Annotated in this window: 15 protein-coding genes; 12 read left to right on the top strand and 3 right to left on the bottom strand. The window is 68.7% G+C overall.

Translation table 11 applies throughout. The features are described from left to right. Nucleotides 1–48: 48 nt before the first annotated feature. From glyA to OG841_RS15565, 12 genes are all read left to right on the top strand, one after another. Nucleotides 49–1,290, top strand: coding sequence for a serine hydroxymethyltransferase (glyA, locus tag OG841_RS15620; protein ID WP_371565765.1), 1,242 nt, complete (start codon nt 49–51; stop codon nt 1,288–1,290). Between the two features lie 129 nt (nt 1,291–1,419). Then, nucleotides 1,420–2,745 carry an MraY family glycosyltransferase gene (locus tag OG841_RS15615; RefSeq protein WP_365119468.1) on the top strand — a complete coding sequence of 442 codons (1,326 nt, stop codon included), beginning with the start codon at nt 1,420–1,422 and terminating at the stop codon, nt 2,743–2,745. Between the two features lie 309 nt (nt 2,746–3,054). Next, complete coding sequence (locus OG841_RS15610) at nt 3,055–3,486, top strand: hypothetical protein (protein ID WP_057612081.1); 432 nt, start codon at nt 3,055–3,057, stop codon at nt 3,484–3,486. Between the two features lie 225 nt (nt 3,487–3,711). Next, complete coding sequence (gene atpB / locus OG841_RS15605; RefSeq protein WP_328640924.1) at nt 3,712–4,536, top strand: F0F1 ATP synthase subunit A; 825 nt, start codon at nt 3,712–3,714, stop codon at nt 4,534–4,536. Nucleotides 4,537–4,613: 77 nt separating this feature from the next. Beyond that, nucleotides 4,614–4,844, top strand: coding sequence for an ATP synthase subunit C (locus OG841_RS15600; RefSeq protein ID WP_020136565.1), 231 nt, complete (start codon nt 4,614–4,616; stop codon nt 4,842–4,844). 42 nt (nt 4,845–4,886) lie between these two features. Then, a complete protein-coding gene (locus OG841_RS15595) occupies nt 4,887–5,438 on the top strand; it encodes a F0F1 ATP synthase subunit B (RefSeq protein ID WP_020136564.1) in 552 nt (183 codons plus the stop codon). Continuing rightward, a complete protein-coding gene (locus OG841_RS15590) occupies nt 5,435–6,250 on the top strand; it encodes a F0F1 ATP synthase subunit delta (protein WP_365119471.1) in 816 nt (271 codons plus the stop codon). The genes OG841_RS15595 and OG841_RS15590 overlap by 4 nt, the downstream gene beginning before the upstream one ends. 125 nt (nt 6,251–6,375) lie before the next feature. Then, nucleotides 6,376–7,968, top strand: coding sequence for a F0F1 ATP synthase subunit alpha (gene atpA, locus OG841_RS15585; protein WP_328640926.1), 1,593 nt, complete (start codon nt 6,376–6,378; stop codon nt 7,966–7,968). 20 nt (nt 7,969–7,988) lie between these two features. After that, a complete protein-coding gene (locus OG841_RS15580; RefSeq protein WP_266526977.1) occupies nt 7,989–8,906 on the top strand; it encodes a F0F1 ATP synthase subunit gamma in 918 nt (305 codons plus the stop codon). Continuing rightward, nucleotides 8,906–10,342, top strand: coding sequence for a F0F1 ATP synthase subunit beta (atpD, locus tag OG841_RS15575; protein WP_328640927.1), 1,437 nt, complete (start codon nt 8,906–8,908; stop codon nt 10,340–10,342). The genes OG841_RS15580 and atpD overlap by 1 nt, the downstream gene beginning before the upstream one ends. Before the next feature lie 196 nt (nt 10,343–10,538). Continuing rightward, the gene (locus tag OG841_RS15570) at nt 10,539–10,913 is read left to right on the top strand and encodes a F0F1 ATP synthase subunit epsilon (protein WP_328640928.1); all 375 of its coding nucleotides are present in this window, start codon (nt 10,539–10,541) and stop codon (nt 10,911–10,913) included. A 142-nt stretch (nt 10,914–11,055) separates the two neighbouring features. Next, nucleotides 11,056–11,502, top strand: a complete 447-nt coding sequence (locus tag OG841_RS15565) for a DUF2550 domain-containing protein (RefSeq protein WP_057612075.1) — start codon at nt 11,056–11,058, stop codon at nt 11,500–11,502. Between the two features lie 96 nt (nt 11,503–11,598). On the opposite strand, the gene OG841_RS15560 is transcribed toward OG841_RS15565, so the two are convergent. The 3 genes from OG841_RS15560 to OG841_RS15550 all read right to left on the bottom strand — a co-directional run bounded on the left by OG841_RS15560 (nt 11,599) and on the right by OG841_RS15550 (nt 15,336). Beyond that, a complete protein-coding gene (locus tag OG841_RS15560) occupies nt 11,599–13,416 on the bottom strand; it encodes a glycosyl hydrolase family 18 protein (RefSeq protein ID WP_371565759.1) in 1,818 nt (605 codons plus the stop codon). A gap of 118 nt (nt 13,417–13,534) precedes the next feature. Further along, complete coding sequence (locus tag OG841_RS15555) at nt 13,535–14,176, bottom strand: response regulator transcription factor (RefSeq protein ID WP_365119475.1); 642 nt, start codon at nt 14,174–14,176, stop codon at nt 13,535–13,537. Then, nucleotides 14,173–15,336, bottom strand: coding sequence for a sensor histidine kinase (locus OG841_RS15550; protein WP_365119477.1), 1,164 nt, complete (start codon nt 15,334–15,336; stop codon nt 14,173–14,175). Before OG841_RS15550 ends, OG841_RS15555 begins: the two co-directional genes overlap by 4 nt. Nucleotides 15,337–15,354: the final 18 nt, after the last annotated feature.

Here is a 15,354-nt window from a genome sequence, read left to right as displayed (position 1 = left end):
CCGGGCCTACATTGGACGTACGTCATCGTCGACGCCCCGGAGTCCACCATGTCGGTCACCCATGCGCCCCAGACCGCCGACGTCCTCGCGCGGCAGGACCCCGAGCTGGCCGAGATCCTGCTCGGGGAGCTCCACCGGCAGTCGTCGACGCTTCAGCTCATCGCCGCCGAGAACTTCTGCTCACCGGCCGTACTGGCCGCGCTGGGCTCCGCGCTGGCCAACAAGTACGCCGAGGGATATCCGGGCGCCCGGCACCACGGCGGCTGCGAGATCGTCGACGTCGCCGAGCGGCTCGCCGTGGACCGGGCGAAGTCCCTGTTCGGCGCCGAGCACGCCAACGTGCAGTCCCACTCCGGCTCTTCGGCGGTCCTGGCCGCCTACGCCGCGCTCCTGCGCCCCGGCGACACCGTCCTCGCCCTCGGCCTGCCCTACGGCGGCCACCTCACCCACGGCTCGCCCGCCAACTTCTCCGGCCGCTGGTTCGACTTCGTCCCCTACGGCGTCGACGCCGAGACCGGGCTCATCGACCACGACCAGGTCCGGACACTGGCCCGCACCCACCGGCCCAAGGCGATCGTGTGCGGCTCCATCGCCTATCCCCGGCACATCGACTACGCCTTCTTCCGCGAGGTCGCCGACGAGGTGGGCGCGTATCTGATCGCCGACGCCGCCCACCCCATCGGGCTCGTCGCCGGGGGAGCGGCGCCCAGTCCGGTGCCGTACGCCGACGTCGTCTGCGCCACCACGCACAAGGTGCTGCGCGGCCCCCGCGGCGGAATGATCCTCTGCGGCGGCGAACTGGCCGAGCGGGTCGACCGGGCCGTCTTCCCGTTCACGCAGGGCGGCGCGCAGATGCACACCATCGCCGCGAAGGCGGTCGCGTTCGGGGAGGCGGCGACACCGGCGTTCGCCGCGTACGCCCATCAGGTGGTGGCCAGTGCGAGGATCCTCGCGGCCGCGCTGGCCGACGAGGGGCTCGTCGTCACCACCGGCGGGACCGACACCCACCTCGTGACGGCCGATCCGGGGCCCCTCGGCGTCGACGGACGCACGGCGAGGGGACGGCTCGCGGCCGCCGGCATGGTGCTCGACTGCTGTGCGCTGCCTCACGCGGACACCCGCGGACTGCGCCTCGGCACCGCCGCCGTCACCACCCAGGGAATGGCGGAGAAGGAGATGGAGAGGATCGCCGCCCTGCTCGCGGGGGTTGTGCGCGGCGAGGTGGAGAGCGTCAGGGCACGTGAAGAAGTACGGGATCTGGTCGGCGGATTTCCGCCGTATCCGGCCTGAGCGGGGGTATCCGCACCTGCGGGCACAGCCGCACGTGCAACCATCGGCTCTACCCGGAAGTCCCCAACCATATGCGTGCGTCGCTAGGGTGTGGGGCTGAGATGGCCAGCGAGACCTGTGGGGAAGCCTGTGCGTGAATACCTGCTGACGCTCTGCATCACGGCCGCGGTGACGTATCTGCTGACAGGGCCGGTACGGAAGTTCGCGATCGTGGCCGGAGCGATGCCGGAGATCAGGGCCCGTGACGTGCACCGGGAACCGACTCCGCGGCTCGGCGGTATCGCCATGTTCTTCGGACTGTGCGCGGGCCTGCTGGTCGCCGACCACCTGACCAACCTCAGCGAGGTCTTCGAGAAGTCGAACGAACCGCGCGCTCTGCTCTCCGGAGCGGCCCTGATCTGGCTGATCGGTGTCCTGGACGACAAGTTCGAGATCGACGCCCTGATCAAGCTGGGCGGCCAGATGATCGCCGCGGGCGTGATGGTCATGCAGGGTCTGACGATCCTGTGGCTGCCCATCCCCAGCGTCGGCTCGGTCGCGCTGACCCAGTGGCAGGGCACCCTGCTGACGGTCGCGCTCGTCGTCATCACCATCAACGCGGTGAACTTCGTCGACGGCCTCGACGGTCTCGCGGCCGGCATGGTCTGCATCGCGGCCGCGGCGTTCTTCCTGTACGCCTACCGGATCTGGTACTCGTACGGCATCGAGGCGGCCGCCCCGGCGACGCTGTTCTCGGCGATCCTGATGGGCATGTGCCTGGGCTTCCTGCCGCACAACATGCACCCCGCGCGGATCTTCATGGGCGACTCCGGCTCGATGCTCATCGGCCTGGTGCTGGCCGCGGGCGCGATCTCCATCACCGGGCAGATCGACCCGGACGCGCTGAAGCTGTTCGCCGGGTCCGAGAAGGCGGCCGTGCACCAGACGGTCCCCGTCTACATCCCGCTGCTGCTGCCGCTGAGCATCATCGCGGTGCCGGCCGCCGACCTGATCTCGGCCATCGTGCGTCGCACTTGGCGGGGCCAGTCGCCGTTCGCCGCCGACCGCGGGCACTTGCACCACCGGCTCCTGGAGATCGGGCACTCGCACAGCCGCGCGGTGTGGATCATGTACTTCTGGTCGGCGCTGATCGCGTTCGGCTCGCTCGCCTACTCGGTGAACTCCGCGTCCATGTGGATCGTGCTCGGCGTCGTGTTCCTCAGCGCGATCGGTCTCGTGCTGCTCCTGCTGCCGCGCTTCACCCCGCGCGTCCCGATGTGGGCCCAGGCCATCGTGCCGCCGCGTTACCGCCGTCGGCGTCCCGTGGTCGCGGAGGCCACGGAGTCCGTGGAGCCCGTGGAGGTGGAACAGCGCACCCCGGTCGCCGTCGGAGTGGCGGGTGCCAACGGCGCGACCGCGCTGCGGGCTCGTTCTTCGCATGCCCCGGAGAGGCGTCAGGCCGAGACCTCGCGCTGACGCCCAAGGTAAGAATCTGACTAAAGCATTGCCAACGCGTGGGAGTTCGACGGGGCGACAAACTGTCCTTATACCAGACAAGTCACCCGCGATCCTGCACAGACGCGCAGCGTCACTCTCATGTGTGACAGCGGGCACACCTTCTAGGTAAAGACCGCATCAAATAGTTTGTGATACGGTTCACGAGAACCCAGGGCGGAGCCGAAGGACCGCAGTGCGACGGTCCATCGGCGTGAGGGCCACCCTCAGCCCGGGACTACGCTCGTCCATGACGACACCCTGCCCCCCTTTGAAAGCGGAGTTGCCGCCATGCCGTCCAACGACGTCCGGATCCTGGCTCAGGCCGCCGTGCCCACGGCTGCCGTCGGCGCTGTCGCCGCCGTCGTCAGTGGTGTGGTCGCCGGTGGCAAGGGTGCGATCGGGGCGGGGGTGGCGACGCTGATCGTGATCCTCTTCATGGGTATCGGCCTCTACGTCCTGCAGCGCACTGCCAAATCGCTTCCGCACCTGTTCCAGGCAATGGGCCTGATGCTCTACACGGCTCAGATCCTGCTGCTGTTCGTCTTCGTCGCGGTGTTCAAGAACACCACGCTGTTCCACCCCAAGGCTTTCGCTCTCACGCTCGTCGTCGGCACCCTCACCTGGATCGCCGCACAGACACGCGCCCACATGAAGTCCAAGATCCTCTACGTCGAACCCGATTCGGGCACCAAGCCCGAAAAAACGGGGCACTCGTCGTGAGAGGTAGGGCCGGGATAAATGCGACTGAGAGACCCTGCTATCGTCCGGTGCCAACTGCGGCATCGCGGGCGCGGGCATCCGAGCTGACGCCTGCTCGAACGCGAGGCTCGATGCCCCCCGGCCGCCCCCACATCCGCTACACCAGTCCCGTGCCGAACTGCGGCCTACCGCCGCGCCGACACAACGAGGTTGCCGTACCTATGCGCCACGACGAAGGAGCCCGCGGTGAGTGCTGACCCGACGCAGACGCTCGCTTTCGACACGAGCTGTCACCTGTTCGACGGGTGTGGCTTCCCGGCTCCGGGCCTGCACTCGTTCATGTTCGAGCCCCTCTGGGGCGACGCGGACGGCAACGGCCTCTACTTCAACAAGCCGATGCTGCTCGCCCTGCTCGGCTCCGTCATCATCGTGGGCTTCTTCTGGGCCGCCTTCGCCCGTCCGAAGGTCGTCCCCGGCAAGCTCCAGATGATCGCCGAGGCCGGCTACGACTTCGTCCGCCGCGGCGTCGTCTACGAGACGATCGGCAAGAAGGAGGGCGAGAAGTACGTTCCGCTCGCCGTCTCGCTGTTCTTCTTCATCTGGATGCTCAACCTGTGGTCGATCATCCCGGTCGCCTCCTTCCCGGTGACGGCGATCATCGCCTACCCGGCCGTCCTCGCCGCGCTCGTCTACGTCACCTGGGTGTCGTTGACCTTCAAGCGGCACGGCTTCGTCGGCTTCTTCAAGAACGTGACGGGCTACGACAAGTCGCTCGGCGCCGTGCTCCCGCTGGCCATGGTCATCGAGTTCTTCTCGAACCTGCTGGTCCGTCCGTTCACGCACGCCGTGCGACTCTTCGCGAACATGTTCGCCGGCCACACCCTGCTGCTGCTCTTCACGATCGCCAGCTGGTACATGCTGAACGGCATCGGCATCGCCTACTCCGGCGTCTCGTTCGTGATGGTCATCGTGATGACGGCCTTCGAGCTCTTCATCCAGGCGGTCCAGGCGTACGTCTTCGTCCTCCTGACCTGTACCTACATCCAGGGCGCGCTCGCCGAGCACCACTGAGCACCGCCCCCGCCACACCCCCAGAGACATCCGGTGGCCAACCCCCACCGGTCACTGAAAGAGAAGGAAGAACCGGCATGTCCGCTCTCCAGACCCTCGCTGCGGTCGACGGCAACCTCGGCTCCATCGGTTACGGCCTCGCCGCGATCGGCCCGGGCGTCGGCGTCGGCATCATCTTCGGCAACGGCACCCAGGCTCTCGCCCGCCAGCCCGAGGCGGCCGGCCTCATCCGCGGTAACCAGATCCTCGGCTTCGCGTTCTGTGAGGCGCTGGCCCTCATCGGCCTCGTCATGCCGTTCGTCTACTAAGACGAACCACGACGACAGCCCCATTCGACGAAAGGCACTGATGTGAACCACGCACTGGTTCAGCTGGCGGCCGAGGCGGAGAAGGAGAATCCCCTCATTCCGCCGTGGCCGGAGCTCGTCATCGGCCTGATCGCCTTCGTCATCGTCTTCGGCTTCCTCGCCAAGAAGCTCCTCCCGACCATCAACAAGGTTCTGGAAGAGCGTCGCGAGGCCATCGAGGGCGGTATCGAGAAGGCCGAGGCCGCGCAGACCGAGGCCCAGAGCGTCCTTGAGCAGTACAAGGCACAGCTCGCCGAGGCCCGCCACGAGGCAGCGCGTCTGCGCCAGGAGGCGCAGGAGCAGGGCGCCACGCTCATCGCCGAGATGCGCGCGGAAGGCCAGCGGCAGCGCGAGGAGATCGTCGCCGCCGGTCACGCGCAGATCGAGGCCGACCGCAAGGCCGCCGCGTCCGCGCTGCGCCAGGACGTCGGCAAGCTCGCCACCGACCTGGCCGGCAAGCTCGTCGGTGAGTCCCTCGAGGACCACGCCCGGCAGAGCCGCGTGATCGACCGCTTCCTCGACGACCTCGAGGAGAAGGCCGAGGCCGCGCGATGAACGGAGCGAGCCGCGATGCCCTGGCAGCCGCACGCGAGCGTCTCGACGCGCTGACGGACAACACGTCCGTGGACGCCGGCTCGCTCGCCGACGAGCTGGCCGCCGTCACCGCGCTGCTCGACCGCGAGGTGTCGCTGCGTCGGGTCCTGACCGACCCGGCGCAGCCCGGCGAGGCCAAGGCCGAACTGGCCCAGCGCCTGATCGGCACGCAGGTCGGCGGCCCCGCCACCGACCTGGTGTCCGGCATGGTGCGCTCCCGCTGGTCGCGTTCGCGTGACCTGGTGGACGCGCTGGAGGAGCTGGCCGACACCGCCGACCTCACCGCCGCGCAGCGGCGGGGCAAGCTCGACAACGTCGAGGACGAGCTGTTCCGGTTCGGCCGGATCGTCGCCTCGAACACCGAGCTGCGCGCCGCGCTGACCGACCGCGCCGCAACGGCCCCGGCCAAGCGTGAGCTGCTCGGCAGCCTGCTCGGCGGCCGCGCCGATGCGACGACCGAACGTCTGGTGACGCGCCTTGTGGCCGCGCCCCGGGGACGTAGCCTGGAGGCGGGACTGGAGTCCCTGTCCAAGCTCGCCGCCGAGCGCCGGGACCGCATGGTGGCCGTCGTCACCTCGGCGGTTCCGCTGAGCGACCAGCAGAAGCAGCGTCTGGGCGGTGCCCTGGCGAAGCTCTACGGCCGCCGGATGCACCTCAACCTCGACGTGGACCCCGAGGTCCTCGGCGGGATCCGGGTGCAGGTCGGCGACGAGGTCATCAACGGCTCCCTCGCGGACCGCATCGAGGCCGCCGGCCGCCGCCTGGCGGGCTGACAGCAACTTCATAGCAGTACGTACTTACGACGGCCCTGGTTGGGCCGTACATGAAGAATCCTGGGGGTCGCCCCCAGACCCCCAAAGTGAAACTTCGGGCCCAACAAGGAGAGCAGGGAACCCAGATGGCGGAGCTCACGATCCGGCCGGAGGAGATCCGGGACGCGCTGGAGAACTTCGTCCAGTCGTACAAGCCGGACGCGGCCTCGCGCGAGGAGGTCGGTACGGTCACCCTTGCCGGCGACGGCATCGCGAAGGTCGAGGGTCTGCCCTCGGCCATGGCCAACGAACTGCTGAAGTTCGAGGACGGCACCCTCGGCCTCGCACTCAACCTGGAAGAGCGCGAGATCGGCTGCGTCATCCTCGGTGAGTTCAGCGGCATCGAGGAGGGTCAGCCGGTCTCCCGTACCGGTGAGGTCCTCTCCGTGGCCGTCGGCGAGGGCTACCTCGGCCGCGTCGTCGACCCGCTCGGCAACCCGATCGACGGCCTCGGCGAGATCGAGACCAGCGGTCGTCGTGCCCTTGAGCTGCAGGCTCCGGGCGTCATGGCCCGTAAGTCGGTGCACGAGCCGATGGAGACCGGCTACAAGGCCGTCGACGCGATGACCCCGATCGGCCGTGGCCAGCGTCAGCTGGTCATCGGTGACCGTCAGACCGGCAAGACCGCCCTGGCCGTCGACACGATCATCAACCAGCGCGACAACTGGCGCTCCGGCGACCCGAAGAAGCAGGTCCGCTGCGTCTACGTCGCCATCGGTCAGAAGGGCTCGACCATCGCCTCCGTGCGTGGCGCCCTGGAAGAGGCCGGCGCGCTGGAGTACACGACCATCGTCGCCGCCCCGGCGTCCGACCCGGCCGGCTTCAAGTACCTGGCGCCGTACACCGGTTCGGCCATCGGCCAGCAGTGGATGTACGAGGGCAAGCACGTCCTCATCATCTTCGACGACCTCTCGAAGCAGGCCGACGCCTACCGCGCCGTGTCCCTCCTGCTGCGCCGCCCGCCGGGCCGTGAGGCCTACCCGGGTGACGTCTTCTACCTGCACTCCCGTCTGCTGGAGCGCTGCGCGAAGCTCTCCGACGAGCTGGGTGCCGGCTCGATGACCGGTCTGCCGATCGTCGAGACCAAGGCCAACGACGTCTCGGCGTTCATCCCGACCAACGTCATCTCCATCACCGACGGCCAGTGCTTCCTGGAGTCGGACCTGTTCAACGCCGGTCAGCGCCCCGCGCTGAACGTCGGTATCTCCGTCTCCCGAGTCGGTGGTTCCGCGCAGCACAAGGCGATGAAGCAGGTTTCCGGCCGTCTGCGCCTGGACCTCGCCCAGTACCGTGAGCTGGAGGCGTTCGCCGCCTTCGGTTCCGACCTGGACGCCGCGTCGAAGGCGCAGCTGGAGCGCGGTCAGCGACTGGTCGAGCTGCTCAAGCAGGCTCAGTACCAGCCGATGGCCACCGAGGACCAGGTCGTCTCCATCTGGGCGGCCACCACCGGCAAGATGGACGAGGTCCCGGTCAACGACATCCGCCGCTTCGAGAAGGAGCTGCTGGAGTACCTGCACCGCAAGGAGCAGGGCCTCATGACCTCCATCAAGGAGGGCGGCAAGATGTCGGACGACACGCTCACCGCCATCGCCGACGGCATCGCGGACTTCAAGAAGCAGTTCGAGACCTCGGACGGCAAGCTTCTCGGCGAAGACGCGCCGGCCGCCACGGCCAAGTGACGACGGAAGGGACCTGACTCATGGGAGCCCAGCTCCGGGTCTACAAGCGTCGCATCCGATCCGTCACCGCGACCAAGAAGATCACCAAGGCGATGGAGATGATCGCCGCCTCGCGCGTCGTCAAGGCGCAGCGCAAGGTGGCGGCCTCCACGCCGTACGCGCAGGAACTGACGCGTGCGGTCACGGCGGTTGGTACCGGCTCGAACACGAAGCACCCGCTGACCACGCAGGCCGAGACGGTCGTGCGGTCCGCGGTGCTGCTCCTGACGAGCGACCGTGGTCTTGCCGGTGCCTTCAACTCCAACGCCATCAAGACGGCGGAGAAGCTCACCGAGCGGCTGGAGCGCGAGGGCAAGGAGGTCGAGATCTACATCGTCGGCCGCCGTGGTGTCGCGCACTACAACTTCCGTGAGCGCAAGATCACGGAGTCGTGGGGCGGCTTCACCGACCAGCCAACGTACGCGGACGCCAAGAAGGTCGCGGCGCCGCTGATCGAGGCCATCGAGAAGGACACGGCCGAGGGCGGCGTGGACGAGCTCCACATCGTCTTCACCGAGTTCGTCTCGATGATGACGCAGACGGCGCTCGACGACCGTCTGCTCCCGCTCAGCCTCGAAGACGTGGCGAAGGAGGCCGCCCCCCAGGGCGAGATCCTCCCGTTGTACGACTTCGAGCCCTCGGCGGAGGACGTCCTCGACGCCCTTCTGCCGCGCTACGTCGAGAGCCGTATCTACAACGCGCTGCTCCAGTCGGCCGCCTCCAAGCACGCCGCCACGCGGCGCGCGATGAAGTCGGCCACCGACAACGCGGGAGACCTGATCACCAGCCTCTCCCGACTTGCCAACGCGGCCCGCCAGGCCGAAATCACCCAGGAAATCAGCGAGATCGTCGGTGGCTCCGCAGCCCTGGCCGACGCGACCGCGGGGAGTGACAGGTAATGACGACGACAGTTGAGACGGCCGTTGCCACGGGCCGCGTCGCCCGGGTCATCGGCCCGGTCGTCGACGTGGAATTCCCCGTCGACGCGATGCCGGAGATCTACAACGCTCTGCACGTAGAGGTAGCCGACCCGGCCCTCGACGGTGCGAAGAAGACGCTGACCCTGGAGGTCGCCCAGCACCTGGGTGACGGCCTGGTCCGCACCATCTCCATGCAGCCCACCGACGGTCTGGTCCGCCAGGCCACGGTCACCGACACCGGTGCCTCCATCACGGTGCCGGTCGGCGACTTCACCAAGGGCAAGGTGTTCAACACCCTCGGTGAGGTGCTGAACAGCGACGAGAAGTACGAGGGCGAGCGCTGGGGCATCCACCGCAAGGCCCCGAACTTCGACGAGCTCGAGTCGAAGACCGAGATGTTCGAGACCGGCGTCAAGGTCATCGACCTTCTCACCCCGTACGTCAAGGGTGGAAAGATCGGTCTGTTCGGTGGTGCCGGCGTCGGCAAGACGGTGCTCATCCAGGAGATGATCTACCGCGTCGCCAACAACCACGACGGCGTCTCCGTGTTCGCCGGTGTCGGTGAGCGCACCCGTGAGGGCAACGACCTCATCGAGGAGATGGCGGAGTCGGGCGTCATCGACAAGACCGCCCTGGTCTTCGGCCAGATGGACGAGCCCCCGGGCACCCGTCTGCGCGTGGCCCTCGCCGGTCTGACCATGGCGGAGTACTTCCGCGATGTGCAGAAGCAGGACGTGCTGTTCTTCATCGACAACATCTTCCGCTTCACGCAGGCCGGTTCCGAGGTCTCGACCCTGCTCGGCCGGATGCCCTCCGCGGTGGGCTACCAGCCGAACCTGGCCGACGAGATGGGTCTCCTCCAGGAGCGCATCACCTCGACCCGTGGTCACTCGATCACCTCGATGCAGGCGATCTACGTCCCCGCGGACGACCTGACCGACCCGGCCCCGGCCACCACGTTCGCCCACCTCGACGCGACGACGGTTCTCTCCCGTCCGATCTCCGAGAAGGGCATCTACCCGGCCGTGGACCCGCTGGACTCCACGTCCCGGATCCTGGACCCGCGCTACATCTCGGCGGACCACTACAACACGGCCATGCGTGTCAAGGGGGTCCTGCAGAAGTACAAGGATCTCCAGGACATCATCGCGATCCTCGGCATCGACGAGCTCGGCGAGGAGGACAAGCTGGTCGTCCAGCGTGCCCGCCGCGTGGAGCGCTTCCTGTCCCAGAACACCCACGTCGCCAAGCAGTTCACCGGCGTCGACGGGTCGGACGTACCGCTGGACGAGTCGATCGTGGCGTTCAACGCGATCATCGACGGCGACTACGACCACTTCCCGGAGCAGGCGTTCTTCCTGTGCGGTGGCATCGAGGACCTCAAGGCCAACGCCAAGGAGCTCGGCGTCTCCTGAACTCACTGAGTTCGACTGAGGGGGCGGGGTACGTCCCGCCCCCTCTTTCACGCCCACTGCTGCATCGCCTGGGGGACAACCCCCAGTCCCCCGGCCGCGTTCCGGGGTGGGCCCCGACACCTTGGTGCTCGGCGCCCTACTAGACTTGCCAATAACACCCGGCGATGAGAGTCGGGTGGTGACCCGAGGAGCCACCTTGGCTGCTGAGCTGCACGTCGCGTTGGTCGCGGCCGACCGAGAGGTCTGGTCCGGCGAGGCCACCCTGGTCGTCGCGCGCACCACGTCCGGCGACATCGGCGTCATGCCCGGTCACCAGCCGCTGCTCGGTGTGCTGGAGTCGGGCCCGGTGACCATCCGTACGAGTGATGGTGGAACGGTCGTCGCCGCGGTGCACGGCGGTTTCATCTCGTTCGCGGACAACAAGCTGTCGCTGCTGGCCGAGATCGCCGAGCTGTCGGACGAGATCGACGTCCAGCGCGCGGAGCGGGAGCTGGAGCGCGCGAAGGCGGAGGGCGACGCCGTCGCCGAGCGTCGCGCGGACGTACGACTGCGTGCGGCGACGACGCGCTGAGACTGCGCGGAGCCGTATGACGTTCCTCAGCCGCGGCCGGCACCGGAGTGATCCGGAGCCGGTCGCGGCTGAGGCAGATCTGGATGTTTTTTCCGTTCCGTTACCTATTGACGGTACCTAGGAGACGAGGAGGTCGGTGCCGATGGTCCTCGCTCTGACTGTGTGCGGAATCGTCGTGGCCCTGGTGGTACTGGGGTTGTTCGTCTTCGGTCTGCGGCGCAGACTCATCCAGCGCTCAGGCGGCACCTTCGACTGTTCTCTGCGCTGGGACGTGCCGGAGAAGACCGACACCAGCGGAAAAGGCTGGAGCTACGGCGTCGCCCGCTACAACGGCGACCGCGTCGAGTGGTACCGCGTCTTCTCCTACGCCTATCGCCCGCGCCGGGTGCTGGAGCGCGCCGCGATCGAGGTCGCCGGCCGTCGGCTGCCCGAGGGCGAGGAGGAGCTGGCGCTGCTCTCCGACCACATCGTCCTGACCTGTCTGCACCGGGGCACGCGTCTCGAGCTCGCGATGAGCGAAGACGCGCTGACCGGTTTCCTCGCGTGGCTGGAGGCAGCTCCCCCCGGTCAGCGTGTCAACGTGGCCTGAGTTGAGGGTGACGGTGACGGCCCTGTTGCCGGGCCTGCGCTTCAGGGAGTACGCCGAAGGCGCGCGGCACAGGCCGCGCGCCCTCGGTGGATGAGGTCAGCTCAGTCCGCTGTTGATGGCGCTCACCAGCTCTCCGTTACCGGTGTCGCCGCTGAACTCCCAGAAGAACGCGCCGCCCAGGCCCTGGTTCTTGGCCCAGGTCATCTTGCCGGCGATCGTCGCGGGGGTGTCGTAGGACCACCAGTTGGTGCCGCAGTAGGCGTACGCCGTGCCCGCGACGGTGCCGGTGGTGGGGCAGGACGTCTTGAGGACCTTGTAGTCCTCGATGCCCGCCTCGTAGGTGCCGGGTGCCGCGCCGGTCGCCGAGCCGCCCGGGGCGGCCTGGGTGACGCCGGTCCAGCCGCGGCCGTAGAAGCCGATGCCGAGCAGCAGCTTGTTCGAGGCCACGCCCTTCGACTTCAGCTTGGCGATCGCGTCGGCCGAGTCGAAGCCCGCCGTCGGGATGCCGGCGTACGAGGTGAGCGGGGAGTGCGGGGCGGTCGGGCCGTCCGCGTCGAAGGCGCCGAAGTAGTCGTACGTCATCACGTTGTACCAGTCGACGTACTGGGAGGCGCCGCCGTAGTCGGCCGCGTCGATCTTGCCGCCGGAGGAGCCGTCGGCCGTGATGGCCGCGGTGACCAGGTAGTGGGAGCCGAACTCCGAGCGCAGCGCCCCCATCAGGTTCTTGAAGGCGGCGGCCCCGCTGGTGTCGCAGGTCAGACCGCAGGCGTTCGGGTACTCCCAGTCGATGTCGATGCCGTCGAAGACATCTGCCCAGCGCGGGTCCTCGATGACCGACTTGCAGGAGGCGGCGAAGGCGGCGGGGTTGGCCGCGGCCTGCGCGAAGCCGCCGGAGTAGGTCCAGCCGCCGAAGGAGTAGAGCACCTTGATGTTCGGGTACTTGGCCTTGAGCTCACGCAGCTGGTTGAAGTTGCCGCGCAGCGGCTGGTCCCAGGTGTCGGCGACGCCGCTGACGGACTGGTCGGCGGTGTACGCCTTGTCGTAGGCCGCGTAGGTGTCGTCGACGACGCACTTGCCGTCCTTGACGTTGCCGAAGGCGTAGTTGATGTGCGTGATCTTCGAGGCGGAGCCCGAGGTCACCAGGTTCTTGACGTGGTAGTTGCGGCCGTAGACGCCCCACTCGGTGAAGTACCCGAGCTTGACCTTGGAGCCGGTGGGCGGCGGGTCGGTGGTGCCGCCGGTGGTGTGCACGGCGACCGCGCCGCTCGCCGGTCCGGTCTGGTCGGCGGTGTCACGGGCCTGGACCGTGTAGGAGTAGTCCGTGCCGGCGGTCAGACCGGTGTCCGTGTACGAGGTCGTCGTCACGGTCGCCACCTTGGCACCGCCACGCAGCACGTCGTAGTTCTTGATGCCCTTGTCGTCGGTGGCGGCGCTCCAGGCCAGCTTCACCGAGGTGTTGGTGATGCCCGAGGCGGTGGGGGTGCCGGGGGCGGACGGTGCCGCGTCCCCCGGAGTCGAGCCGCCGTCACAACTGCCGCCGTTGAGCTTGCAGCCCGCGGGGGAGCCGGAGCCGGTGCCGTTGAAGCCGAAGGAGACGGAGGCGCCGGGGGCGAGGGTGCCGTTCCAGGACTTGTTCCTGGCGGTCCAGTGGGTGCCGGAGGAGGTGACGTCGGCGTCCCAGGCGGAGGTGACGGAGGTGCCGGAGGGGAAGTCCCACTCGACGGTCCAGGAACTGAGGCTGGTGGTACCGGTGTTCTTCACCGTCCACTTGCCTTCGAAGCCGGTGCCCCAGTCCTGGGTCTTGGCGTAGGTGGCGGTGCTCGCGGCCTGGGCGGGGCTCGCGAGGCCGACCAGGCCGGCGAAGGGGAGCAACAGCGTCGCGAACCCTGCCGCGGCTCTGTGTCTGAAGCGCATCGTGCGCCTCCTAGGGGAGTTGGGGGCGTGACTGAGCCTTCACACCCACGGTGCCGCGAGAATAGAAAGGTCTGGACCACGGGTCAATAGGTCTGGACCACTCTGGTGCAAGACGCAACTAGACGCCCAACTCCTGTGCCAGTACGGCTGCTTGCACCCGGCTGCGCAGCTCCAGCTTCCCCAGCAGACGGCTGACGTGCGTCTTCACCGTGGCCTCCGCCATGTCGAGGCGGCCGGCGATATCGGCATTGGACAGGCCCTCCCCGAGACAGGACAGCACCTCGCGTTCCCGGCGGGTGAGGGTGTCCAGAACGGCCGGGTCGGCGTTCGTCCCGCGGACCGGCCTGGCGGCGAACTCCGCGATCAGACGCCGGGTGACGGCAGGGGCGACGATCCCCTCTCCCCGCGCCACCGTGCGCACGGCGCTGATGAGGTCCTTGGCCTCCGTGTTCTTCAGCAGGAACCCGGCGGCCCCGGCCCGCAGGGCCCCGAACACGTACTCGTCGAGATCGAAGGTGGTCAGCACCAGGACGTCCGCGAGCCCTTCCCCGACGACCTGCCGGGTCGCCGACACCCCGTCCAGACGCGGCATCTGAATGTCCATCAGCACAAGGTCGGGCCTCAACTCCCGGGCCAGCGCCACCGCCTGCTCACCGTCCGCCGCCTCGCCGACGACCTCGATGCCGGGGGTGCTGCGCAGAATGAGGACCAGCCCGGCGCGGACGGCGGACTGGTCCTCGGCGACGAGGACGCGGATCATTCGGGGTCTCCTTCACGCAGGGGCAGGGTGGCGCGTACGGTCCAGCGCGGCCCGTCGGGGCCTGCGTCGAACGTGCCGCCGAGCAACGCGGCCCGCTCGCGCATCCCGACCAGCCCGGCGCCGGAGCCGGGGGCCCGGGGTCCGTCCCGGTCGCCGTACGGACTGCTCACCGCGACGGTCAGCTCACCGTCCCGCTGTGCGAGGCGCACCCTGACCCGGCCGGGGCACGCGTGCTTGAGGGCGTTGGTCAGGGACTCCTGGACGATGCGGTAGGCGGCGAGTTCGACGGGAGCGGGCACGGCGCTGCGGTGGCAGGCGTCCAGGGTGACGTCCAGACCGTTGGCGCGGGCGCCGTCGACGAGGGCGGTGAGACCGTCGAGGGTGGGAACGGCGGAGGGTTCGTGGTCGCCGTCGCGCAGGATGCCGATCAGCCGGCGCATCTCGGCGAGCCCGTCGACGCTGTTCTCCCGGATCACCGAGAGGGCCTCCCGGGAGGTCGCGGGGTCGTCGATGGACAGCGCGGCCGTGGAGTGGATGGCGATCGCCGACAGGTGGTTGGCGACCATGTCGTGCAACTCCCGTGCCATCCGGGTGCGCTCGGCGGTGACGGCCTGCGTGCGGTCCATCTCGGCGAGCAGCGCGGTCTGTTCGGCGCGCAGCCGGGCGGCCTCGGCGGCGTCACGGTGGTTGCGCACGATCCAGCCGGTGGCGGCCGGCCCGTACGCCACGACACCGACGACCACGCCGATCAGTAGTGCCTCCGGGACCCGCCACACCGCGAACGGCACCAGCGTCCCGGCCACGGTCAGCAGGCCGGTGATCCACTGGATGCGTCGGGCCGAGGCGAGCGGGCCGTAGAGCACGGCCGCGTAGGCGACATCGGTGAACATCAGGATCGTGGCGAGGTTGCCCTGGGTCACGAGGTCGGCGCAGATCGCGGCGGTGCCGGTGAGCAGGGCCGCGCGAGGGGCCGTGCGGCGCAGCAGTTCGCACCCGGCCAGCACGGTGAGCGGCACGAGGACCGGCCAGGGGCCGTCGAAGAGCGTGATCGGGTCGCTGGACGGCCGGGTGCCCAGGCCGAGGCCCACCAGCAGCAGCCCGCCGAGCAGCCCACCGGCCGCGATGTACACGTCGAAGCGGTGCGGGCGGGGGAGGGCCATGACTCCATCCAACACGGT

It is taken from the genome of Streptomyces canus (assembly GCF_041435015.1).
Lineage (GTDB): Bacteria > Actinomycetota > Actinomycetes > Streptomycetales > Streptomycetaceae > Streptomyces > Streptomyces canus_G.
This window is presented reverse-complemented; position numbering and strand designations above follow the sequence as displayed.